We start from the raw sequence: 23,287 nt of genomic DNA, 5'->3' as shown, positions 1-23,287 counted from the left end.
AAGATTCGCTTTATAAAAATACAATTTTAAACGAAACAAAATAAAAAAACCTTAGTTCAAAAAGAAGAACTAAGGTTTATAACTTACTTTAAAATAACTATTTAGATATTGTCCATCATATCAATATGGCGGTCGTGATACCCTAACAAATACAAAACACCATCAAGACCTAAACTCGAAATTGAAGTCGCTGCACTTTCTTTCACCTTAGGTTTGGCATGAAATGCAATTCCTAATCCTGCGAGGTTAATCATTGGCAAATCGTTAGCACCATCACCCACCGCAATAGTTTGATTGATATGAATTCCTTCTTTTTCGGCAATGGCTCTTAAATATTCCGCTTTCTTTTGACCATCAACAATTTCGCCTAAATAGTTTCCGGTTAATTTTCCATCTTTAATTTCCAATTGATTAGCGTATACATAATCAATTCCTAATTCTTTTTGTAAATAATTTCCAAAATAGGTAAATCCTCCCGACAAAATCGCAGTTTTATAACCGTAGTATTTCAAAGCTTTCATCAATCGGTGTGCGCCTTTTGTTATTGGCAAATTGATAGCTACATTATGTAATACATCTTCGCTTAAACCTTCCAGCAAAGCCATACGTTTTTTAAAGCTTTCGCTAAAATCAATCTCACCATTCATCGCCGATTCGGTAATCGCCTTCACTTGTTCACCCACACCAGCCAGTTCGGCCAATTCATCAATAACTTCCGTTTGAATCAATGTAGAATCCATATCAAAACACACCAAACGGCGGTTTCTTCTGTAAATAGTATCTTCCTGGAAAGAAATATCAACATCTAAGGTTCTGGAAATTTCCATAAAACTGGCAGTTAATACACTTTTGTCTTCAAGCTCTCCGGAAACCGACAATTGCACACAGGAACGGGGATATACTTCTGTTTCTACAATAGAAGTTCTTCCTGTTAATCTTTTTATGGAATCAATATTTAAATTATGATCCGACATTATCTTAGTCACGGCAGCCAGTTGTGCCGCAGCCAATGTCTCACCTAAAATATTAATGATATAGCGTTGTTTAGATTGTGCTTTTACCCATTTTTCATAATCATCAATAGTGATTGGAATAAATTTCACTTTAATCCCTAATTCGTAGGCTTTAAACAACAAGTCTTTTAAAACCGGAGCCGAAGAAGAACCGGCTTCGATTTCGAATAATATCCCTAAAGACAGTGTATCGTGAATATCGGCTTGACCAATATCTAAAACAATGGCATTATAGGTTGCCAATACTGATGTTAAACCAGCAGTTACACCTGGTTTATCTTGACCTGAAACTTTTAATAAAATTATCTCTTTATCTTCAACTGCCATTTTTATCTATATTGATTTAGAAGCGACAAAAATCGACAATATATTGCTTAAAAAAAGGAGATTTTGTGTTTTTTACGTTAATAATTTGTCCATATAAAAAAACCTGTTCAAACTAAAGAACAGGTTTTAAAAATGAAATGAATATTATTTTTCTAAGAAGCAATTTCTAGACGCTTCAATAAATTTTTGTTCAAGGTTTCTTTGGCGTAATCTACGTCGATTTCCAAAACTTTATCATCCGAACTTGGTAATTCGTACATCGCATCGGTTAAAATAGCTTCACAAAGCGAACGCAATCCACGAGCCCCTAATTTGTACTCTAAAGCTTTATCTACAATAAAATCCAAGGCTTCATCTGTAATCGAAAACTCAACTTCATCCATTAAAAACAACTTTTCATATTGCTTGATTAAGGCATTTTTAGGTTGTGTTAAAATAGAACGCAAAGTGGCTCTATCTAATGGGTCCATGTGCGTTAACACCGGCAAACGACCTATGATTTCAGGAATCAACCCAAAATCTTTGATGTCTTTTGGTATGATGTATTGCAATAAATTTTCTTTGTCGATATTATCTTCATTTTTTGAAGTGGAATATCCTACCGCCTGACGATTTAAACGCTTAGAAATAATTCTTTCGATACCATCAAAAGCACCTCCTGCAATAAACAGAATGTTTTGCGTATTTACTTCTACAAATTTTTGATCAGGGTGTTTACGACCTCCTTTAGGCGGAACATTCACCACAGTTCCTTCTAATAATTTTAACAAGGCCTGTTGCACTCCTTCACCCGATACATCACGCGTAATGGATGGATTATCACTCTTACGAGCAATTTTATCAATTTCATCAATAAAAACGATTCCACGTTCGGCTTTTGCTACATCATAATCAGCTGCTTGTAAAAGACGTGTCAAAATAGTTTCCACATCTTCACCTACATAACCTGCTTCGGTAAGCACTGTAGCATCAACAATAGCCAAAGGAACATCTAACATTTTTGCAATGGTTTTAGCTACCAATGTTTTTCCTGTTCCTGTTTGTCCCACCATGATGATGTTACTTTTTTCAATCTCAACCTCATCGTCTAATTGTTGTTGCATTAAACGCTTATAGTGATTGTACACCGCCACCGACATTACTTTCTTGGTTTGATCTTGTCCTATCACATATTGATCTAAGAAAGCTCTAATTTCTTTTGGCTTTTGCAAAATCAAATCACCAACTAATTTTGAACTTCCGCTTGATTTCAATTCTTCTAGAACAATTCCGTGAGCCTGTTCGATACATCTATCGCAAATGTGCGCATTAATACCAGCAATCAATAAATTGGTTTCTGGTTTTTTTCTTCCACAAAACGAACACTCTAATACTACTTTTGCCATCTTTTTAAGTTAGAAGTCAGAAGTTAGAAGTCAGAAGTTTCTATTCGTACCTCTAACTTCTAACCTCTAACTTTTTTATTTTTCTCTAATTAAAACTTCATCAATCATTCCGTACTGTTTTGCTTCTTCAGCAATCATCCAGTAATCACGCTCGCTATCTGCATATACTTTATCAAATGTTTGTCCTGAATGATGAGAGATAATACGATACAACTCATCTTTCAATTTCAACATTTCACGTAAGTTGATTTCCATATCCGAAGCAACTCCTTGAGCACCTCCTGAAGGCTGGTGAATCATTACTCTTGAATGCGGCAAAGCCGAACGTTTACCTGCTGCTCCAGCACATAACAATACCGCTCCCATAGAAGCTGCCATTCCTGTACAAATAGTTGCTACATCAGGTCTAATGTATTGCATCGTGTCATAAATCCCTAAACCAGCATAGACACTTCCACCAGGAGAATTTAAATAAATTTGGATATCCTTAGAAGCATCCGCACTTTCTAAGAATAATAATTGTGCTTGAACAATATTTGCAATTTGGTCGTCAATCCCTGTTCCTAAAAAGATAATTCTATCCATCATCAAACGAGAGAAAACGTCTAATTGCGAAATATTTAATTGGCGTTCTTCAATAATATAAGGAGTCATGTTTGTTGGTGTCATTGCATTTACGATTTTATCGTAATACATAGCATTTACTCCTTGGTGCTTTGTAGCAAACTTTTTAAATTCCTTACCGTAGTTCATATTAATTTTTTCTAAGTTTAATGTTATACCCAGTTTTATTGTATTTAACAAAGGTTATACCTCTTTGTAAACAATGCCATTCTGTCTTGTTTTCGCTCTTAAACTTCTTAAAACAAAAGAGCGTCAAAAGTAACTTCTGACGCTCAAATATAACTATTTTTTTAACTATTGGCTAATGCCTACAGCCATTCCAGAAATTATTTATTCTCCGTAAGAAGCAGCAATAAATTCTTCGTAAGTCACTTCTTTAGTTGTTGGATTTGCTTTCTCTTTGAACAATTCCAATAATTTTTCTGCAACTACTTGATCAGAAAGTCTTTTCACCTCATCTTGGTTTGACAAAACTCTAGCTACAATTCCATCTACTTCTTCATCAGTTGGATTTGTTTGACCAAATTGAGCCATTTGGATTCTGATATTTTTAGCTGTAAATGCTTTTAAATCTTCAAAAGTAATTTTGATATCGTTTTGAGCTAAAGCTTTTCCTTCGATTAATTGGAAACGCAATCCTTTTTCAGAACGAGCATATTCTACTTCAGCTTCTTCAGCAGTCATTTTTTTCTCTCCTACAGTTTGCAACCATTTTTTCAAGAATTCAGCAGGCAAATCGAATTTTGTGTTTTCGATTAAAAACTCTGTTACATCTCCTAATAATTTTTGGTCCGCTTGTTGCGCAAATTGAGACTCAGCATCTTCTTTGATTTTCGCTTTCAATTCTTCAAGAGAAGCTACTTTTCCTTCTCCGAATAATTTATCGAACAACTCTTGATTTAATTCAGCTGGTTCAGAAACAGTGATAGCTTCAATTGTAAAGTCAACATCAACAGCTAAAGTATGAACCACATCATGACTTACTTTTAAATAATCCATTAATTGGTGATCATCTTCAAATAAACCTTGAGTATTTACAGTTACCACATCACCAACTTTTTTACCGATGAATTTATCAGCAGTAGCTTTGTCTTTGAAAACTGATAATGAAATAGTAGTTGTATTACCAATTCCTTCTGCTTCGTTAGAAAAAATTCCTTTTAAATCAGCACCTTCAACTACAGCGTCTTGTGGAATTGCGTTACCAAATTGTTTTTGAATACGCTCTACTTGTCCATCGATTAATTTATCGTCAGCAGTAACCACATATTTTACGATATCATTTTTAGCATCTAAATCTAATTCGAAGTTTGGCACTAAACCAATTTCATATTCGAATACTAATTCTTCAGCATCCCAATCTAAATTTTCATTTGCTTTAAGAAGTGGAGTTCCTAAAAGATTCAATCTTTCTGATTGAATGTAACGCTCAAGAGCTAAATCAACTACCTTTTTAACTTCTTCTTTCTTGATTGCTTTACCGTATTGTTTTTCAACTAAGTCTTTAGGTACTTGTCCTTTTCTAAAACCTTTAACTTGTGCCAATGGCATTTTTTCGTTGATTCTTTTAGCTACTTGCCCTTTGTAATCCATGTGAACCACAGTCATTACAATGGTTTCGTTTACAGCATCTATCGCTACTCTTTTAATATCCATCTTCTTCTTTAATTTACGTAATAAAATTGGACGGCAAAATTATAAATTTTTTAGTCGTCATCCAAGCTTTTTTCCCTAAGCTTCGGGATTGAATTTCAAGGACTTTAAGCTTCAAAATTAGAATATCTGGTTTTGTTTCGAAATCAATTCAAAAACTAATTTTTATTTCAACGGTAATCAAAATATTTTCAAATTTCAAAAAACCAAAACAATCCGTAACAAATAGTATGGAAATACCAACTCATTTCTAATCAGAAAAAAAAAAAAACAAAACAGCGCCTTTAATCAACAATCATACCTTTTTAAACACTTGAAACCGTTTTAACATTTGTACACTTATTTTGAAAATATTTCTTGCATTTACACAGCAATATTTATAATTTTAGTCCTGAAAAGGCGTTGAAATACCAATCAATGCAACCCTTTGTCCCAAAAACAATTAACCAAGATGAAAATACCATACATCCCGAAAAATGAAAAGGAAAGACTTAATGAGCTACATTCTTATAAAATAATTGGGGCATTAGAACATGACAATTACGACTTTTTAACAAAAATGGCTGCCGAAATTTGTGGTACCAAAATTTCATTAATAAGTCTGGTGACTGAGGACAAGCAATGGTTTTTATCACATCATGGTATAAAAGAAAGGGAAACACCTAAAGTATTAGCTTTTTGTGCACATGCTATCAATGAACCAGAGGACGTTTTTATAATTGAAGACAGTACAAAGGATGAGCGTTTTTATGACAATCCATTGGTAACCGGGCATCCTAGGGTAATATATTCTATGCTGGAATTCCTCTAGTTAATGATAATGGTTATCCCTTAGGAACGCTGTGTGTAATAGACGATAAACCTAAAAAAATCTCTGACAAAAAAATAGATTACCTAAAATTACTAGCGAATCAAGTAATTAAACTTCTTGAGCTTAGAAAAAAATCCCTATTGTCAAAAGAACAAAATGAGGAATTGAATAAAATAAACCTTTTATTCAATGAAAGCCAGAGAATAAACAATATTGGCGCTTGGAAACTGGATGTAATTAGCGGAGATATTTTTTGGACCGATGAAGTTTACCACATTCATGAAGTACCAAACGATTTCACATTTGACAAAACAACGGCAATTGAGTTTTATCATCCTGAAGACAGACAAATTATCATAAATGCATTAGAGAAAACGATTAACACCCAAGAAGATTTTGACGTTCAATGTCGTTTTATCACAGCAAACAATAATCTGAAGTGGGTTCGCTCTTCAGGTAAAGCATTAGTAGAAAACGGAAAAACAATAAAAGTTTTTGGTACTTTCCAAGATATCACCAAGAAAAAAGAATCGAAACAAAAATACCAAGGTATCTTTAACTCTACTTTTTCATTTATTGGACTTTTAGACAAAAATGGAGTTTTAATTGAGGCTAATGACACCGCAATTAAAACGGCCGGAATACAATCAAAGGATGTGATTGGAAAGCTATTTTGGGATTGTTATTGGTGGCAAATCTCTAAAGAAACTCAAAACGAATTAAAAGAAAATTTCAAAAAAGCGCTACAAGGAGAAGAAATATCATATGAAGTAAGCATTTGGATTGCAAATCATATCCCAATGACAATTCTTTTCAGTATGCGACCTGTTTTTGATGAATACAATAAAGTAAAATTTATTGTTCCTGAAGGCCGTCCTATTCAAGAAATTGTAGACGATCGTTTCCGTTACAAAGCCGTTTTAGAAGGAACTAATGTAGGGACATGGGAATGGAATGTTCAAACTGGCGAAACTGTATTTAATGAACGATGGGCTGAAATTGTGGGTTACACACTGGAAGAATTAGCACCTATCAATATCGACACATGGATAAAATTGGCACATCCTGAGGATTTAGAAGAATCAGGACGAAGATTAAATTTATGTTTTGAAGGAAAAGCCGAATTTTATGAACTAGAAGCCCGCATGAAACATAAAGACGGTAGTTGGGTTTGGGTCCATGATAGAGGAAAAGATTTCAGTTGGACTGAAGATGGAAAACCTCTCATGATGTACGGAACTCATAAAGACATTACCGAGAGAAAAATAAAAGAAGAAAAGCTACGCATCAACGAAGAAGCCTTTAGAGGCAACTTTGAGCAAGCTGCTATTGGGATGGCCTTACTAGATGAAAAAGGAAAATGGCTTAAAGTAAATCGAAAACTTTGTGCAATTTTAGGTTATACAGAAGAGGAACTAAAAGACCTTACTTTTCAAAACATCACACATCCCGAGGATCTAGAAACTGATTTAAGTTTACTAGAAGAATTAATTATAGGGAAACGTGATAGCTATACTATGGAAAAACGATATTTCAACAAAAAAGGAGATATCGTATATATTATCCTTGGAGTTTTAATGGTAAAAGATTCTTATGGTAATATTTTATATTTCATTTCTCAAATAGTAGATATAACCGCTCAAAAAACATTCGAAATTCAGCTAGCAAAAACCATAGCTTACAACCAAGCTTTAATGGATGCTAGCACTCAAGTAGCAATTATAGGTACTGACATCAACGGTATCATAACGACTTTCAACGAAGGAGCAGAACAAATGTTAGGCTATAAAGCCGATGAATTAATCCATAAAGAAACATCTCAACTTATTCATGTTGCAGATGAAGTGGAAAATGCAGCCCAAAAACACTGGGAAGAAACTGGTGAAAAAATTACTGGATTTGATGTTTTCGTTCATCGAGCAAAAAAAGGAAAAGCCGAAACACGTGAATGGACTTACATAAGAAAAGATGGGACTGCATTTCCTGTTCTACTTTCGGTTACAGCAATTAAACAAAAAGACACTATTACAGGTTTTTTAGGAATTGCAACCGATATTACCCAAATGAAGCAAGTAGAAAAAGAAACACTAGCTTTACTTGCAATTGCTGAATCACAAAATGAAAGATTAAATAACTTTGCTTATATCGTTTCGCATAACTTACATTCTCATTCTGGTGGAATTAGCACCCTAATTGAATTAATAGAAAGTAATTTTACTGAATTTAGCCAAAGCGAATTTTTTGATTATCTAAAAAAATCATCGGTTAATCTTTCTGAAACTATCAAACATATAATGGATGTAGTTCAAATTAATTTATCTACAAAAGAAAAACTAGAACTTATTGATTTAAAAACAGTTATTGAAAATAATATTAGTAGTTTAGTAGCTCAAGACAAAAAAGAAAAAATCACAATAATAAACGAAGTTGAAAATAACACTCCTGTAAAAGGTATCCCTGCTTATTTTAATAGTATCGTTATGAATTTTATTACTAATGCTATCAAATACAGTTCAAAAGAAAGAGAAAGTTATTTGAAAATTGAAACCGAAAAAACCAACAACCATGTCATCCTAAAATTTACGGATAATGGCTTAGGTATTGATTTACGAAAACATGGAGATAAGCTTTTTGGAATGTATAAAACCTTTCACAACCATAGCGACTCTGGAGGAATAGGTTTATTTATTACCAAAAACCAAATTGAATCCATGAATGGTAAAATTGAAGTAGAAAGCGAAGTTAATATTGGTACAACATTTAAGATATATCTAGAAAATGAAAAAAATTGATCTTTTGTGCATTATAGAAGACGATCCTACACATTAGTTTATTACTAAAAAAATGGTTGAAATGTCCGGACTTGTAGAAAACATTATGGTCTACAAAAATGGTAAAGAAGCCTATGATAAATTAAAAGCTATTTTTCTAAACAGTGAAACACTGCCAGAAATTATCTTACTGGATTTAAATATGTCCATTTGGGATGGATGGCAATTTTTAGACGAATTCACTAAAATTCCAATTAGGACTAAAATTATTGTTTATATACTAACCAGTTCAAATAGTGAAGACGATAAAAAAAGAGCCGAAACATACAATTTAAATGATAATTATCTAGTAAAACCAATAACACTGAAAGAAATCAAAACAATTCTGGATGAAATTACCCGAGAATAAGTCAAGAATTTCGTTAACTCTTTTAGCACAGTCGAATACGCTCCAAAACTTTTACCTCACCTTGTTGTTTTGCAATAACATTTTGACCAAAGAGAACCTTATTTCCTTTTTTTCTATAGGTTGATAAGGTAGAAAGGGGTTCTTTACCTGAAAAATTCCCCTTTTGTGCATCTACAGTAGTCATTATACAACGTCCGCAAGGCTTTACTCCATGAAATACAAGATTTCCAATACGGAATTCTTTCCATTGTTCTTCCTCATAAGCTTCCCCTCCCGAAAACACAAAATTGGGTCGGAAACGCTCCATTCTCACTTTTTCCTGCAACCTCGTATTCAAATCATCTAATGATGCCTGACCAATAATTAAAAACGGAAAACCATCCGAAAAAGAAGTCATATCATCAGGGGCCACAGCATAATCTGGATCTACTTTACGCAGACTCTCATCAGGCATAAACACTAATCTAACATTAAACCCAAGAATTTCTGAAAACCAAGACGAAACCTGCTCACTAACCTCAATAGCGCTCACACTATCTTCCCAAACCTGTACCTCTATTGGTTGGTTTTCATTATTTTGCGAAAGCGAAAAAGACACATTCCCTTTAGTTGCATCTTTATGAGAAATTTGCATAAAACCCCCATCAATTTTAGGCTGAAACAACACTAGTTGAGGATATTTTCTTTGAGTGACAAAAACACCTTTTTCATCCACTAACATCCATCTTCGGTCGTATTCTAAACCTCTTTGAGTAACTCTAGATTTTTCTAATCGAATCCCTGCTAAAGATTTTACGGGATAAATCCAAATTTCTGAAAGTTGTAACATGGTCCTAATTTTTTATCAAAAATACAAACAATGACTTTAGTAATTCAAATTCAAACCAAAACCAAAGCCCATATCACTATCATAATGTGTGGTTAACCCCATGTTTTTACCAATGATGTATTTTAATCCTGCCATATATTCTTTATCGGTATTGACCATAAATGCCATTCGCAATCGTTTTGATACGGGTATATCCTCACGCATTAATTGAAAACGAAGATTCCCATCATGATAAACCTCAGCTTGAGCGATTACTAGCAAAGGTAAAGTATAACTAACTCCTAAACTTACTTGCAATCTTTTATCCTTAGTATTCATTTGGCCAAAGAGGTTTTTTTCCATTTCACCATGCTCTAATTTTCTATATCGGGCATCAAAACCTATAAAAGGCATCAACCATTGATTTCTTCCTATGTACCTCCCAATGTGAGTTTCTGTTTCATACCCATGATGATCATTATAGCCCAATCTCCATTCTGTACCAAAACTCCATCTGGTATTTTGCAACATTGCCATACCATCATTACCATTAGTGGCAAAATCATTTTCGGCCATAAAATGCAAACTATTACTTTCGGCTTGTAATTTCTTATAAGCTGCTTCTTTATTAGGCAAAAGTGGATTTTCCGGTGAATTTTCATAACTCAAAACACGATTCATTCCTGCCATCATGTGATATAAAATATGACAATGAAAAAACCAATCCCCATCTGTATTAGCTGCAAATTCTATCACATCGGTCTCCATAGGCATGATATCCAGCACATTTTTCAATGGCGAATAATCTCCTTGACCATTCAACACTCTAAAATCATGACCGTGCAAATGCATGGGATGACGCATCATCGAATTGTTATATATTGTAATTCGAACAATTTCTCCTTTTTTAATCAAAATTTTATCCGTTTCCGAAAGGACCTTATTATCCATACTCCACACATAACGATTCATGTTTCCTGTTAATTCAAATTTCAATTCGCGCACTGGAGCATCGGCTGGAAGTGTAGTTTTTGTGGGTGATTTTAACATCGAATAATTCAATGTAACCAACTTTGCACTTTTAGAATTCATAGTATGTCCTGCATGATCTTTATGGGACGAAGCAGTTGATAATTCCGGATACATCACCGAATTCATATCCATTTGCTGAAAACTCATATCCATCCCCATGTCATCCATAGTTCCGTCCATATTCATCATTTCGTTCATCATTTTCATCCCTTCAAAATACTTCAGTTTTGGCATAGGCGTTGCTTCCTTTCTTGTTCCTTCACCAATATAAATCGAAGTCGATTTGGTTCGGTCTTCAGGTGTTGCCAAAAAAGCATACGAAGTATTTTTTTCGGGGATACTAACAATCACATCATAGGTTTCAGACACTCCAATGATTAATCGATCAACCTCAACAGCTTCAACATCGTTACCATCATTAGCCACAACAGTCATTTTACCGCCTGCATAAGTCAACCAAAAATAAGAGGAAGCTCCTGCATTCGAAATTCTTAAGCGAACTCTATCCCCTGCTTTAAACTGAGACAACTGACTTTCATTTTGTCCATTAATTAAAAATTTATCGTAATACACATCACTTACATCCATGGCTAACATACGTTTCCATTCGTTAGTCAATTTAGTTTTAAAATGCCCTTGTTTGATTGCTTCGGCATAACTTTGAGTAGTCCCTTTTTTAATAGCAAACCAGTCCGAAGCATTATGCAGCATTCGGTGTACATTATTAGGATTATAATTCGTCCATTCGCTTAAAATAATAGGCACTTGTGGAATATCGTCTATTCCTTTTCTAAATGTTGGGTCTTCCGGTTTTTTCTTCAAAATCATGGCACCATACATCCCTATTTGCTCCTGCAATCCCGAATGACTATGATACCAATGCGTTCCGTTTTGAATAATTGGAAAACTATATTTATAAGTTGTTCCCGGTTCAATTGGCATCTGAGTTAAAAAAGGAACTCCGTCTTCTTTGTTTGGGACAAATAAACCATGCCAGTGCAAAGAGGTACTTTCTTTTAATTTATTATGAACATAAATTTCGGCAGTATCACCTTCGGTAAATGTTAATGTTGGCATAGGAATTTGGCCGTTTACCGCAATAGCACGTTTGGGTTTATCACCAATTGTAACTAGGGTATCACGAACATATAAATCATAGCGAACCTTTTTCGAAATAGTCTTTGGTAATTTGGGCTGTACTTCTTTTACCTCTTCTTTCACCATTGTAACAGTTTCTTTTTCTGGCTCTTTAGGAGTTACTACTGTTTTCTTTGGAACAACCTCAGCGTTTTTTTTAGGAATTGATCCTGACGAAGTTTCTTTTTTAATTACTTCTTTTTTTGTTTTTTTCTCTTTTGCTTTTATCAAATCCATGCCACATTTTGGGCATTTACCAGGTTTGGCTTCATGGATTTCTGGATGCATTACACAAGTATAATAAAAGTCTTGTCTAGCCTTTTTATCCTGCGCTTTTACCATTACTGATAAAGTCAAAAAGCACAATAAGAATAGTATTTTTTTCATCATTTTTAAATTTTAAATGTTCGTAATCTTAGGGCATTAGAAATTACGGAAACCGAACTCAAACTCATTGCTAAAGCAGCAATCATAGGTGATAATAAAATTCCGAAAACAGGATATAAAACTCCCGCTGCAACTGGAATTCCGATTACATTATAGAAAAAGGCAAAAAACAAATTCTGATGAATATTTTTCATCACCGCGTGACTTAATTCTTTTGCTTTTACTATACCTTGCAAATCGCCTTTAACCAAAGTAATCTTGGCACTTTCTATGGCCACATCCGTTCCGGTTCCCATAGCTATCCCTACATCCGATTGAGCCAAAGCAGGTGCATCATTAATTCCGTCACCAGCCATTGCAACAATCTTCCCTTCCGATTGTAATTTTTTAATTACTTTCAATTTGTCTTCTGGTAAGCACCCAGCCTGAAACGAACTTAATTGTAATTCGTCTGCCACTGCCTGAGCTGTATTGTGGTTGTCTCCAGTAAGCATTATTACTTCGACTCCTTTTCGCATCAATTCTTTTACTGCCGAGGCACTATTGATTTTTATAGCGTCTTTAATGGTTACAAATCCCAAAACCTTTTGATCAATAGCAATATAAGAAACCGTTTTTCCCAATTTTTGCTCAGCAATTACTTGTTTTTCCATTTCAGGAGAAATAGAAGCATTCATTTGCTCTATAAGTTTAGCATTCCCTAAAGCGACTTGTTTCGCTGCTACAATTCCTACCACTCCTTTACCGGTAATTGCTTCAAAATTTTCGGTATTTAAAAGAGTAATTTTTTTCGCTTTCGCAAATTGGACTACGGCCTGCGCCAAAGGATGCTCACTGTATTGATTTACAGAAGCAATGTTTTGTAACAATTCCTCCTCTTGTCCATTTGAAGCTACAATTTTTTCAACCGAAGGCTTTCCCTCTGTAAGCGTACCTGTTTTATCGGTAATCAAAACATTAACCTTATTCATGTTTTCCAAGGCTTCGGCATTTTTAATCAAAACACCCAATTGAGCCCCTTTTCCCACTCCCACCATTACTGACATGGGCGTAGCTAAACCTAAAGCACATGGACAAGCAATAATCAAGACCGCTACAGCATTGATGAATCCGTACACTAACGCATTTTCGGCAGATCCCCATTGTACCCAAGCAAAAAATGTTAGTATTGCTACCACAACTACAATGGGCACAAAATATTTGGAAATTGTATCGGCTAATTTTTGAATTGGCGCTCTGGATCGACTAGCATCATTCACCATTTGTACAATTTGCGAAAGCAAGGTTTCGGCACCTACCTTTTCGGCCATCATCATAAAACTTTTATTCCCGTTAATTGTTCCTGCAACAACAGCATCCTCTTTCTTTTTATCTACTGGAATAGGCTCACCCGTAATCATAGACTCGTCAATGGTACTTTCTCCTTCGATTATTTTTCCATCAACCGGAATTTTATCCCCTGGTTTCACTCGTAACAAATCTCCTTTTTTAATCGCGTCAATGGCTATTATTTTTTCAATACCATTTTCAACTAAAACTGCTTCGGTGGGTGCTAATTTTAGCAACTCTTTTATCGCTCCACTAGTCCTACTGTGTGCCTTAGCTTCCAACAATTGCCCTAGTAATACTAAAGTTAAAATAACGGTAGTCGCCTCAAAATACAAATGAACCGTTCCTTCAGCGGTTTTGAATTCTGCTGGAAATACATCGGGAAAAAACAAGCCAACCAAACTAAATAAAAATGCAACACCAGCACCAATACCAATAAGTGTAAACATATTGAGATTCCATGTCATCAACGATTTCCAAGCACGTTTAAAAAACATCCAAGTAGCATAAAAGACTACAGGAATTGATAATACAAACTGAACCCAATTCCATATTTTCATATCCAATAAATGCATCAAAGGATTGTGTGGAATCATCTCCGACATCGAAATAATGAAAATAGGAACTGTAAAAAGTACCGCTATTTTCATTTTATGAACCAAGTCTAAATAACTTTTATTTTCTTCGTTTTCTACTGGCTTCATTGGCACCAAATCCATTCCGCAAATAGGACAAGAACCTGGTTCGTTTTGAACCACTTCGGGATGCATCGGGCAAGTATATTGGACTTTAGTTATTTCTAATTCGGGTGCTTTTACTAAATCCATTCCGCATACAGGGCAATCTCCAGCTTTGTCGTACATCTTATCGCCTTCGCAAAACATAGGGCAATAATATTTACCTGCTACAACTTTAGGATTGCTTTTCGGTTCATGGTTATGGGCGTGAGCGACACTACAACAAGTTTTTTTTGCTACCACTTCTTCATGATCCGAATCCTTTGAAGGTGTTGTTTCCATTGCTATGGTATATTTCCCAACAGCTGATAAAGCTTCTTGCAATTCATTCGTAGGTACATGTTTCTCCATCGTTATGGTTGCCTGAGGAGGATTTAAAGTTACCTGAGCTTCAATCCCTGAAATAGTATTCAAGGTTTTCTCCACTTTGGCTCTGCAACCGTCACATGACATTCCTGATATTTTATAAGTATGTTTCATCGTTATTATTATTTAAAAGTACTTATACAAATTTCCGAATCTCGTATGTCTTAACAGTTGCACAATCTTGGAAAAGATTTACATCATTTATAAATCGTCAATTTGTTTTCTCTTTTTTTCTTTCAACTGTTTGAACTGAGTAGGTGTGATACCCGTTGTCTTTTTAAATTGATTACTCAAATGAGCAACACTACTATAGTTTAATTGAAACGCAATTTCGCTCAAACTAAGTTCGTTATAAATCAACAATTCTTTGACTCTTTCTATTTTTTGAGCAATAAAATAATGTTCAATAGTGATGCCTTCTGTCTCAGAAAATAAATTACTCAAAGCACTATAATCTTGGTTTAAATCTTCAGAAAGATAACTTGACAAATTAATTTTAAGCTGTTCATTTTGATGATGAACTAAATCGATAATACGATTTTTAATTCGCTCAATAGTCTTACTTATTTTATCGTCTAATAATTCAAAACCTAAAGATTTTAATTTTTCCGATAATTGTTTTTTTTCAAGATTCTCTAAAGTTTTAGAAAGTTCGACTTCGCCTAATTTAATAGAAAGTACCGAAATTTTCATTTCATCAAAAAGAGTTCTCACTGCCATTTCGCAACGAGAGCAAACCATATTCTTAATGTAAATTTTCATTTAAAAAAAGGATTTAACTAGCATTTTTGAACAAAAAAATCCTAACTTAAAATGAGTTAGGATTTTAATAGTTTCATAAGCTAATGAATAATTACGTGAAATTATTTGATTTCTTTAATCATCCCTCCACATTCCAACATTTCGGAACCAAAATAAGGATTTTTAATTTCTTTCATCTCACTAATCCAATATCCGCTTTTTCCTTCGTTATACATTGGACAATAATCTTGGTACAAATGTTTAGTTGTGCCAAAATTAGCTATCAAAGTCGATATATCTTTACTTAAAGCTGCAAAGTAGGCTCTTTGTTGATCGATATCACTCTTGTTTTTAGCGATTAATTCTGCTTGTTTTTTTGCGTCATCAGTACTACTTCTAAATTTAGCCAATAATTTGGAATCGATTTTAGAAGTATTAGTAGCTGAAACGGCTTTAATGAAATCATTGGCAGCTGTTGCAGCCTCTTCCGAATTATCATTTGCCAAAGCATTTTTAACTTTCAAATAACCATTAACAATAGCTTCAGTAGAAACAGTCGATTTTACTGCCTCAGTAACTTCTGGAATATCTACTTTGGTATCTTCAACAATTTCTGTTGACTTTGCTTCCAGTTCCATACCGCATTCACTACATACATCTCCTGCTTTTCCCGTGATTTCTGGATGCATCGGACAACTATATTGAGCCTCAGTATTTACAACTTCTTGTCCTTCTGCCGCTTTTACTTCTTTATTTTTCGAATTACAACTAAGCATTACCAAAGCTAATACGAATGTGAAAAGGATTATTTTTTTCATCTTATTGATTTAAATTCAACTAATTATCTTATATAAAAAATGCTACTGCATTAGTGTTTATGCTCTTCATGGTTTTCTTTTTTTCAGATTTATCTGTCTCTGTACTTGTTGCAGCTTCTCTATCGTATTGACAACATTTACTTAGCTTATTGTATTGCTCCTCAGTTGCTTTAAACTTTTCACTATCATATCCTGCATTTGCAATACGTTTTAAAATAGCATCTTGATTTGTTTTAGTCGAATCATAACTAATTTTGGCTATTTTAGTTTTGGTATCCCATACTACAGCTGATTCTTTGTTTACATTCGCTGCTTTTTCTATATTTTTCTTGCACATCCCACAGTTACCAGAAATTTTTACTTCTGCTGTTTTTTCATTTTTAATTTGTGCTTTTAGACTCACTGATGACAACAATACTAGTACTGCTGCGATCATTATTTTGTTTAATGATTTCATGATTGTATTTTTTTAAAATTGTGAAAATGTCAACCGAGTAACAATAGTTCAAAACCTATTATACTATCGGATTAACTGTAAAATAAATAATTTTAGAAAGCAAAAATTGCTTGTAATTTGATACACCTTTGGCTATCAAGAAAAGTTCAACCTATTTTTGGAATCACCCATAAGCTAGTATAACCATCCGAAGGAACAGACAATACTTGCGAAAAATTTTGCTTGATTTTTAAAATATTGAATAATGGTCTATATAAATCATATTGTACAGATATCGAAATTCCAGATCCTAAAGAAGAAACGCTGCACATTGCTTGTCCACATTTACCTGTACACCTCTTATTTGAAGATTTTGATTGTTTTTTACAACAATCGTGATTCTTAGATTTTGTAGCGATTTCCATCTTACAAGAATGTCCTTTAGAGGCCAATCCACAAGCATAAGTAGTGCTTGGCATCATTAAGAAACCGAGCAATAGTAACAATATGAAGTAGATTTTGTTCATCATAAAACGATTACATACACAAATTTAAACAATATATCCTTTAATGTCGAATAGCATTACCTTTTTATGATTTATTTAGAACTTCTAAAGCTTACTTTTTACCTAAAAACAAATTCACTAAGGATTGAGAAACAGATAAAATAATACTAAACAACAAAGCTGTAAAGAAATTATCTACATCAAAACCGCCTACAATTTTATCGCATATAATAATAATCAACCCATTGATGATTAATAAAAATAGTCCAAGTGTAAAAAAAGTAATTGGTAAAGTAAATAAAACCAAAATAGGCTTTATAAAAATATTAAGCAAACCTAAAACGATAGCTACCAAAAGTGAGGTTGTAAAACTGTCCACATCTACCCCATCCATAAAATGAGAGATAAGCAAAACTAATATGGATGTAGTTAGGATTCGAACGAGTGTTTTCATTTACTTAATATTTAAAATTCAAAAATACTACTATTTTAACAATGTCAATTTGTTTGAATAAGAAATTTTATCTAATGTTGAGAAACTCCCTCGGTAGTCATACTAACGCGCTTGATGGATCCATCATTATTATATTGTAAATTATCAATACAAACCGAACGACTGTAACTACCGCCATTAGTTTGAATTGCGCCATTGTGATAAATAAAATACGATTGTCCTTTAAAATCTAGTATTGCTTGATGATTCGTATTTGAATTTCCTGCAATTTCATTCAAAATCCCTTTAAACTCATAGGGTCCCTCTATATTTTTAGACATTGCGTAGGCTATTTTTTCGGGAAACCCAGTAGCATAACTCAAATAATAATAACCATTATGCTTATGAATCCATGGTGCCTCAGTAAATTGTAATCCTTCAAAATCGAACTTCTTAATTGGTCCTTCAATTTCAATCATATTCGCTTTCAACTTCGCATAATAACACACTCCATTACCCCAAAACAACCATGCTTGTCCATCATCATCAATAAAAACAGCAGGATCAATACAAGTCCATGAATGTGTAGAAGCAAAACAATCAGCATTGGTTAGAAGTGGTTTTCCAATGGCATCTTTATAAGGTCCTTGCGGCTTGTCGGCAACGGCAACCCCAATTCCTGAACCATTAGTACTGATATACCAATAGTATTTACCGTTTCTCTTTATGGCTTGACCAGCGTATGCATCATTTGTTTTATCCCACTTAAAATCTTCAACTTTTAAAGGAATTGGATACTCTGTCCAATTTTTTAAATCGGTGGTTGAAAATACCAACCAATCTTTCAACTTATATCCTTTTTGACCGCCTTCAAAATCATGTCCTGTAAATAACCAAAGCGTATCTTTTTCCACAAAAGCAGCAGGATCAGCCGTGAATTTATGCTTGATTATTGGATTCCCTTCCGATTTAAACCGATAAGTTCCATCTTTAGCAGTTAATAAGCTTTGAGGTACTCCACCCCATTTTTCATTTAATAGTTGTGCTTCTTCTTTTGTAATACTCACAACACTACCATGTCTTGGAAAGAAATCTTTGGTAAACGATTCCGTTTTATCTGTAAATTGATATAAATCTTTAGATCGTTGAAATTCATAACGACCACTCGAATACAAATCATACATTAAAATATAATCATCGCTATTATTCAATTTAAATACATAAGTACCTTCAACACCTGTTTTTTTATCTGCATAATAATCCAAATACTCAAAACTTTCCTTCCAAGGTCCTAACAATTTTTTGCTCGTTGCCTGTTTAATTCCGTTTTTAATTTCTTTACCGTTTTCATCCTTGGTATTTCCTTTGTAAAACATATGATAAACACCGTCTTTGTATATGATGTCTCCATCAATGGCGCCATCTTTAGGACTGAATAGTAATTTTGGTTCGGCCTCAAAGGCCGTAAAATCTTTATTAGCATATGCACAATAAAAATCTAATTTTTCATTGTATCTAAAACGAACCGTGAAATACACCAAATACTTTTTAGTCTTTGTATCATAAAAAGTTTGTGGTGCCCATACCCATTTAATGTCTTTAAATTTCTTTGGATACAATTTCTCTAAATCAATTACGGATGATTTCCAATCCAAAAGATTTTTAGAATGCATCAAAACAATTCCCGGATTGTAATCCCATCCATTTTTTACGGTATAAATATCCGTGGCAACAATGTAAAAACTATAGCCATCAGCACCTCTTAAAATATGAGGGTCACGAATTCCTCCTGTATTTGAAATATCTTTAGAAGCGATTATCGGTTCATTATTATTCAAAGCTTTCCAATTAACTGCATCATCACTCACGGCAAAACGAAGCTGTTCTTGTTTTTCAGCAGGTCCTTTACCCTCGAAATAAGCAAAAAGATATCCCTTATAATCTTTCTTTTGCGCACTTATGTTTGTAACAAAGAACAAACTACACAACACTATCTTTAAGAATAACTTCATGACTATTTGGTATTTTTAGGAGTAAAATTCATTCCCCAATGTTTAGCCAAACGTTCCGCTTCCTTTTTAGTTAAATGAATAACCGAACCATGCTTTTGAACCGAAAAATTAGTACGTTTCATTACCCCTTCGTCAAAATGTCCCAAATTGTTAAACGTTTTAAAATCAGTTGTCTCAGCAAAACCGAAATTATGCGGATTGACACTAAAAATATCGTACATCAACACCCATTTATCATCACTTAAACGTTTAAAAACATTAGGTGCTTCGCATGATTTTTTCTCAAAATCAATTTGTTCTGGTTGGTACACATAACCCTAATTGACCTTGTCTGAAAAAGCAATTTTAATTCCACCCGGATTTTCCTGTGCCACATACATCATACAAAATCTCCCATCAGGCAATTTAGTAATATCAGCATCTAAAATTTGTTTACTACTATCTGGATATTCAAATAAAATTTCGGGAGTAGATTCCAAAGCAGTAAAAGCATCATTCATATAAGCATAATACAACTTCGTTTTTCCTTTTCGCATCGTGAAATATATCATGATTTTACCTTTGGCTTCGTCAAAAATCAATTCAGGAGCCCAAACACAACCTACGTTCCATTCCGGATACATCTTATCAATGTCTAAAATAGAATGCGTCCAATGAATTAAATCTTTTGATTTCATCAAAACTAAATCACGGTTATTTCCCCAGTCATATTTATCTCCAGGACGTTCCCATTCGGTATCTCGATAGCCTTTTTGTTTTCCATAAATATGCAAATCAGTCATTGCCATATAAAATAACCATCATTGCCACGCATGATATAAGGATCACGAATTCCTTTTTGCTCTACAATAGTATCACCTGCAATAACTGGTTTTCCATTATTCACATCGGAAATCGTATAACTATCATTACTTAATGCAAAATACAAACTGTGGGTATCATCTTTAAAATACACCATTAAATAAGCACTCAACTTTTCTTTTAACGATTTCTGTGTGGAGTCTTTAGTCGTTTTGCAGGCAGAAAACAGGAATACAGAGAGTAACAATAAAACAAGTTGTTTGTTTAATTTATTTTTTTGAATTGAAAAAAGATGTGGTTTCATATTATTTTAGTTGGTTTGTATGTTTTTAATGCAAACAACAAACATAAGTGTTTTTTACACATTTATCCAAATTCAAACAAAAAAACAGCAACCCAATGTTACTGTTTCTATTTTAATCGACTTTTAATTCAAAAAAGAAATAACCATTTGATAAAACAAAGACGGATTTTCGGCATGGAGCCAGTGTCCAGCATTAGGAATCGTTTCTAACTTCATCATTGGAAAATGCATCGCAATATTTTCAATGTCAGAATCTAAAATATAATTTGAATTTCCTCCACGTATGAAAAGAGTTGGTTTTTCAAACACTAACTCCTCAGGCAATGTAACTCCAATCTCTTCTATTTTTTCATTGAAAACTGCCAAATTGAATCGGAAAGCCAATTGTCCAGGTTCCACCCAATATAAATTTTTCAGCAAAAATTGTTTGGTGCCAAAATCGTGAATATACTCACCAATTGTCGCTTCAACTTGTGCACGACTTGGCTTAATTGAAAAATCTACCGCATTCAAAGCCGCTAAAATAGTCTGATGATGTGGCGCATAATATTTCGGTCCAATATCGGCAACTATTAATTTATCGACCATTTCTGGATAACGAGTTGCGAACAGCATAGCGATTTTTCCTCCCATAGAATGACCTAGAATATGAATGGTTTTCAATGAATGTTCCTGACAATAGCCATAAACATCCTTAACCATCAACTCATAACTAAATTCATCCGATTGAAAACTACGACCATGATTGCGCATATCTAGCATGTGAACCTGAAAACCATCTTCGACAAATTGCTGTCCTAAGGTTTTCCAATTGTCGGACATTCCAAGAAATCCATGTATAATTAAAAATGGTTTTCCCTCCCCTTCTATTTTTGAATAAAGCATTAGATTTTAGATTTTAGATTGCAGATTTTAGATTGCAGAAAATAGCTAGGCAACCAAATCTTCCAACCAATTATATTATTTTAATTTTCGCAAATACATATTGACAACGTTATCCAATCCTAAATACAAGGCTTCTGAAATCAATGCATGACCAATAGAAACTTCTAATAATCCAGGAATATTTTGTTTGAAAAACTGAATATTATCCAAACTTAAATCGTGTCCGGCATTGATTCCCAAACCTAATTCGTTTGCCAAAACAGCTGCTTCCACGTAAGGAGTAATTCCCTTTTCATTTCCCAAACTGTATTGGTGCGCAAACGACTCTGTATACAATTCAATTCTGTCTGTTCCTGTTTTCTTAGCTCCTTCAATCATTTCTAAAACTGGATCCACAAAGATAGAAGTACGGATTCCGTTGCGTTGAAATTCCTGAATCATTTCAGATAAATAATCCTGATACTGAATCGTATCCCAACCTGCTGATGAAGTAATCGCTCCAATAGCGTCTGGGACTAGAGTCACTTGGTCTGGTTTGCATTCTAAAACCAAATCCACAAAATTATGTTGCGGATTTCCTTCGATATTATATTCGGTATAAACAATCGATTTCAAATCGCGGGCATCCTGGTAACGAATGTGTCGCTCATCAGGACGAGGATGAATGGTGATTCCTTCTCCTCCAAATTTCTGAATATCGGTCGCTACTTTTAATAAATCAGGCACATTACCGCCACGAGCATTACGTAAAGTAGCTATTTTATTGATGTTTACACTTAACTTTGTCATTGGAACAATTTTTGATTACGAAAAACAATATTTTGGCAGCAAAAATACAAAGTAAAAGCTAGGGGTTTTTGCCTTTTTTTGATTATTTTGCATAAAAATTGAGTACTCACACAAAATGGAAATTACAAACTACATAACAGCTGATTTTAAACCTATTGATAGCCAAGAATCTATTGCGGTGGTGAGAGATTTTTTAGGAGATTTCAATTTTTCTCATTTCCCAGTAACTGAAGACGGTATTTATATTGGTAGTATTTCTGCAGAAGATGTAGAAACTTTTGAAGAACAGAAAAAAGTAGCCGACTACAAATACAGTTTAGAAACTTTTTTTATCAGTACAAATGCGCTTTGGCTTGAAGTTTTAGAGGTTTTTGCCAAAAACCATTCTAATTTAATTCCGATATTAGACGAAAACAATAAATACGTAGGTTACTATGAACTAGAAGACATTATTATTTTCCTTAACCAAACCCCTTTTATCAAAGAACAAGGAGCCGTTGTGAAAGTAAGAAAAGGAATTCTGGATTATTCTATGAGCCAAATCGCTCAAATTGTGGAAAGCAATAATGGTAAGCTATTAGGAGTATTCATCTCTGAATCGGATATTAGTAGCGTAGAAGTTACTATCAAAATAAGTTCTGGTGCTATTAATGAAATTATACAAACTTTCAGAAGATACAATTACGAAATCATATCAGAACACCACGAAGATTCTTATATCGCTAACCTAAAAGAACGTTCCGACTATTTGGACAAATACCTAAACATGTAAT

Annotated in this window: 22 protein-coding genes; 4 read left to right on the top strand and 18 right to left on the bottom strand. The window is 33.9% G+C overall.

Annotation, left to right across the window (positions count from 1 at the left end; translation table 11 throughout):
* Positions 1-101: 101 nt before the first annotated feature.
* The 4 genes from serB to P5P90_RS11665 all read right to left on the bottom strand — a co-directional run bounded on the left by serB (position 102) and on the right by P5P90_RS11665 (position 5,005).
* Entirely contained in the window at positions 102-1,340 is a 1,239-nt protein-coding gene (serB, locus tag P5P90_RS11680) for a phosphoserine phosphatase SerB (protein ID WP_278034854.1), read from the bottom strand.
* Positions 1,341-1,492: 152 nt separating this feature from the next.
* Positions 1,493-2,725 (bottom strand): ATP-dependent Clp protease ATP-binding subunit ClpX, encoded by a 1,233-nt coding sequence (gene clpX, locus P5P90_RS11675; protein ID WP_278034853.1) that lies wholly within the window; start codon positions 2,723-2,725, stop codon positions 1,493-1,495.
* Between the two features lie 75 nt (positions 2,726-2,800).
* Positions 2,801-3,478: an ATP-dependent Clp endopeptidase proteolytic subunit ClpP gene (clpP, locus tag P5P90_RS11670; protein ID WP_278034852.1), complete on the bottom strand. Its 678-nt coding sequence runs from the start codon at positions 3,476-3,478 to the stop codon at positions 2,801-2,803.
* 201 nt (positions 3,479-3,679) lie between these two features.
* Positions 3,680-5,005 carry a trigger factor gene (locus P5P90_RS11665; protein ID WP_278034851.1) on the bottom strand — a complete coding sequence of 442 codons (1,326 nt, stop codon included), beginning with the start codon at positions 5,003-5,005 and terminating at the stop codon, positions 3,680-3,682.
* 448 nt (positions 5,006-5,453) lie between these two features.
* On the opposite strand from P5P90_RS11665, the gene P5P90_RS11660 reads away from it, so the two are divergent.
* The 3 genes from P5P90_RS11660 to P5P90_RS11650 all read left to right on the top strand — a co-directional run bounded on the left by P5P90_RS11660 (position 5,454) and on the right by P5P90_RS11650 (position 8,993).
* Positions 5,454-5,813, top strand: a complete 360-nt coding sequence (locus tag P5P90_RS11660) for a hypothetical protein (RefSeq protein WP_278034850.1) — start codon at positions 5,454-5,456, stop codon at positions 5,811-5,813.
* Positions 5,814-5,953: 140 nt separating this feature from the next.
* Positions 5,954-8,605 (top strand): PAS domain S-box protein, encoded by a 2,652-nt coding sequence (locus tag P5P90_RS11655; protein ID WP_278034849.1) that lies wholly within the window; start codon positions 5,954-5,956, stop codon positions 8,603-8,605.
* A 52-nt stretch (positions 8,606-8,657) separates the two neighbouring features.
* Entirely contained in the window at positions 8,658-8,993 is a 336-nt protein-coding gene (locus tag P5P90_RS11650; protein ID WP_278034848.1) for a response regulator, read from the top strand.
* 22 nt (positions 8,994-9,015) lie between these two features.
* Here P5P90_RS11650 and P5P90_RS11645 read toward each other — a convergent pair whose 3' ends face one another.
* The 14 genes from P5P90_RS11645 to P5P90_RS11580 form a co-directional block, all read right to left on the bottom strand.
* The gene (locus P5P90_RS11645; protein WP_278034847.1) at positions 9,016-9,822 is read right to left on the bottom strand and encodes an MOSC domain-containing protein; all 807 of its coding nucleotides are present in this window, start codon (positions 9,820-9,822) and stop codon (positions 9,016-9,018) included.
* Positions 9,823-9,858: 36 nt separating this feature from the next.
* Positions 9,859-12,357: a multicopper oxidase domain-containing protein gene (locus tag P5P90_RS11640; RefSeq protein ID WP_278034846.1), complete on the bottom strand. Its 2,499-nt coding sequence runs from the start codon at positions 12,355-12,357 to the stop codon at positions 9,859-9,861.
* 5 nt (positions 12,358-12,362) lie between these two features.
* Entirely contained in the window at positions 12,363-14,903 is a 2,541-nt protein-coding gene (locus P5P90_RS11635; protein WP_278034845.1) for a heavy metal translocating P-type ATPase, read from the bottom strand.
* A gap of 87 nt (positions 14,904-14,990) precedes the next feature.
* Positions 14,991-15,551: a helix-turn-helix domain-containing protein gene (locus P5P90_RS11630; RefSeq protein WP_278034844.1), complete on the bottom strand. Its 561-nt coding sequence runs from the start codon at positions 15,549-15,551 to the stop codon at positions 14,991-14,993.
* 101 nt (positions 15,552-15,652) lie between these two features.
* A complete protein-coding gene (locus tag P5P90_RS11625; protein ID WP_278034843.1) occupies positions 15,653-16,348 on the bottom strand; it encodes a DUF3347 domain-containing protein in 696 nt (231 codons plus the stop codon).
* A 28-nt stretch (positions 16,349-16,376) separates the two neighbouring features.
* Positions 16,377-16,805, bottom strand: a complete 429-nt coding sequence (locus P5P90_RS11620; RefSeq protein ID WP_278034842.1) for a heavy-metal-associated domain-containing protein — start codon at positions 16,803-16,805, stop codon at positions 16,377-16,379.
* Between the two features lie 146 nt (positions 16,806-16,951).
* Positions 16,952-17,290 (bottom strand): hypothetical protein, encoded by a 339-nt coding sequence (locus P5P90_RS11615; protein WP_278034841.1) that lies wholly within the window; start codon positions 17,288-17,290, stop codon positions 16,952-16,954.
* 112 nt (positions 17,291-17,402) lie between these two features.
* Positions 17,403-17,744 carry a phage holin family protein gene (locus P5P90_RS11610; RefSeq protein ID WP_278034840.1) on the bottom strand — a complete coding sequence of 114 codons (342 nt, stop codon included), beginning with the start codon at positions 17,742-17,744 and terminating at the stop codon, positions 17,403-17,405.
* A 71-nt stretch (positions 17,745-17,815) separates the two neighbouring features.
* A complete protein-coding gene (locus P5P90_RS11605) occupies positions 17,816-19,735 on the bottom strand; it encodes a family 43 glycosylhydrolase (RefSeq protein ID WP_278034839.1) in 1,920 nt (639 codons plus the stop codon).
* Positions 19,736-19,737: 2 nt separating this feature from the next.
* The gene (locus P5P90_RS11600) at positions 19,738-20,046 is read right to left on the bottom strand and encodes a glycoside hydrolase family protein (RefSeq protein WP_278034838.1); all 309 of its coding nucleotides are present in this window, start codon (positions 20,044-20,046) and stop codon (positions 19,738-19,740) included.
* 6 nt (positions 20,047-20,052) lie between these two features.
* On the bottom strand, positions 20,053-20,523 hold the full coding sequence (locus tag P5P90_RS11595; RefSeq protein ID WP_278034837.1) for a glycoside hydrolase family protein: 471 nt from the start codon (positions 20,521-20,523) through the stop codon (positions 20,053-20,055).
* A complete protein-coding gene (locus P5P90_RS11590) occupies positions 20,514-20,840 on the bottom strand; it encodes a hypothetical protein (protein ID WP_278034836.1) in 327 nt (108 codons plus the stop codon). Before P5P90_RS11590 ends, P5P90_RS11595 begins: the two co-directional genes overlap by 10 nt.
* Before the next feature lie 123 nt (positions 20,841-20,963).
* Positions 20,964-21,725, bottom strand: coding sequence for an alpha/beta fold hydrolase (locus P5P90_RS11585; RefSeq protein ID WP_278034835.1), 762 nt, complete (start codon positions 21,723-21,725; stop codon positions 20,964-20,966).
* Between the two features lie 75 nt (positions 21,726-21,800).
* Positions 21,801-22,514 carry a pyridoxine 5'-phosphate synthase gene (locus P5P90_RS11580; RefSeq protein ID WP_278034834.1) on the bottom strand — a complete coding sequence of 238 codons (714 nt, stop codon included), beginning with the start codon at positions 22,512-22,514 and terminating at the stop codon, positions 21,801-21,803.
* Between the two features lie 115 nt (positions 22,515-22,629).
* Between P5P90_RS11580 and P5P90_RS11575 the strand changes: the two genes are divergently transcribed.
* Positions 22,630-23,286, top strand: coding sequence for a CBS domain-containing protein (locus tag P5P90_RS11575; protein WP_278034833.1), 657 nt, complete (start codon positions 22,630-22,632; stop codon positions 23,284-23,286).
* Position 23,287: the final 1 nt, after the last annotated feature.

Origin of the sequence: Flavobacterium nitratireducens, assembly GCF_029625335.1 — a bacterium.
Taxonomy (GTDB): domain Bacteria; phylum Bacteroidota; class Bacteroidia; order Flavobacteriales; family Flavobacteriaceae; genus Flavobacterium; species Flavobacterium nitratireducens.
This window is presented reverse-complemented; position numbering and strand designations above follow the sequence as displayed.

Excerpts from the sequence above, each read along its gene's own strand:
- serB (WP_278034854.1), bottom strand. The coding sequence starts at position 1,340 with ATGGCAGTTGAAGATAAAGAGATAATTTTATTAAAAGTTTCAGGTCAA.
- clpX (WP_278034853.1), bottom strand. The coding sequence starts at position 2,725 with ATGGCAAAAGTAGTATTAGAGTGTTCGTTTTGTGGAAGAAAAAAACCA.
- clpP (WP_278034852.1), bottom strand. The coding sequence starts at position 3,478 with ATGAACTACGGTAAGGAATTTAAAAAGTTTGCTACAAAGCACCAAGGA.
- P5P90_RS11665 (WP_278034851.1), bottom strand. The coding sequence starts at position 5,005 with ATGGATATTAAAAGAGTAGCGATAGATGCTGTAAACGAAACCATTGTA.
- P5P90_RS11660 (WP_278034850.1), top strand. The coding sequence starts at position 5,454 with ATGAAAATACCATACATCCCGAAAAATGAAAAGGAAAGACTTAATGAG.
- P5P90_RS11650 (WP_278034848.1), top strand. The coding sequence starts at position 8,658 with ATGGTTGAAATGTCCGGACTTGTAGAAAACATTATGGTCTACAAAAAT.
- P5P90_RS11645 (WP_278034847.1), bottom strand. The coding sequence starts at position 9,822 with ATGTTACAACTTTCAGAAATTTGGATTTATCCCGTAAAATCTTTAGCA.
- P5P90_RS11640 (WP_278034846.1), bottom strand. The coding sequence starts at position 12,357 with ATGAAAAAAATACTATTCTTATTGTGCTTTTTGACTTTATCAGTAATG.
- P5P90_RS11635 (WP_278034845.1), bottom strand. The coding sequence starts at position 14,903 with ATGAAACATACTTATAAAATATCAGGAATGTCATGTGACGGTTGCAGA.
- P5P90_RS11630 (WP_278034844.1), bottom strand. The coding sequence starts at position 15,551 with ATGAAAATTTACATTAAGAATATGGTTTGCTCTCGTTGCGAAATGGCA.
- P5P90_RS11625 (WP_278034843.1), bottom strand. The coding sequence starts at position 16,348 with ATGAAAAAAATAATCCTTTTCACATTCGTATTAGCTTTGGTAATGCTT.
- P5P90_RS11620 (WP_278034842.1), bottom strand. The coding sequence starts at position 16,805 with ATGAAATCATTAAACAAAATAATGATCGCAGCAGTACTAGTATTGTTG.
- P5P90_RS11610 (WP_278034840.1), bottom strand. The coding sequence starts at position 17,744 with ATGAAAACACTCGTTCGAATCCTAACTACATCCATATTAGTTTTGCTT.
- P5P90_RS11605 (WP_278034839.1), bottom strand. The coding sequence starts at position 19,735 with ATGAAGTTATTCTTAAAGATAGTGTTGTGTAGTTTGTTCTTTGTTACA.
- P5P90_RS11595 (WP_278034837.1), bottom strand. The coding sequence starts at position 20,523 with ATGGCAATGACTGATTTGCATATTTATGGAAAACAAAAAGGCTATCGA.
- P5P90_RS11590 (WP_278034836.1), bottom strand. The coding sequence starts at position 20,840 with ATGAAACCACATCTTTTTTCAATTCAAAAAAATAAATTAAACAAACAA.
- P5P90_RS11585 (WP_278034835.1), bottom strand. The coding sequence starts at position 21,725 with ATGCTTTATTCAAAAATAGAAGGGGAGGGAAAACCATTTTTAATTATA.
- P5P90_RS11580 (WP_278034834.1), bottom strand. The coding sequence starts at position 22,514 with ATGACAAAGTTAAGTGTAAACATCAATAAAATAGCTACTTTACGTAAT.
- P5P90_RS11575 (WP_278034833.1), top strand. The coding sequence starts at position 22,630 with ATGGAAATTACAAACTACATAACAGCTGATTTTAAACCTATTGATAGC.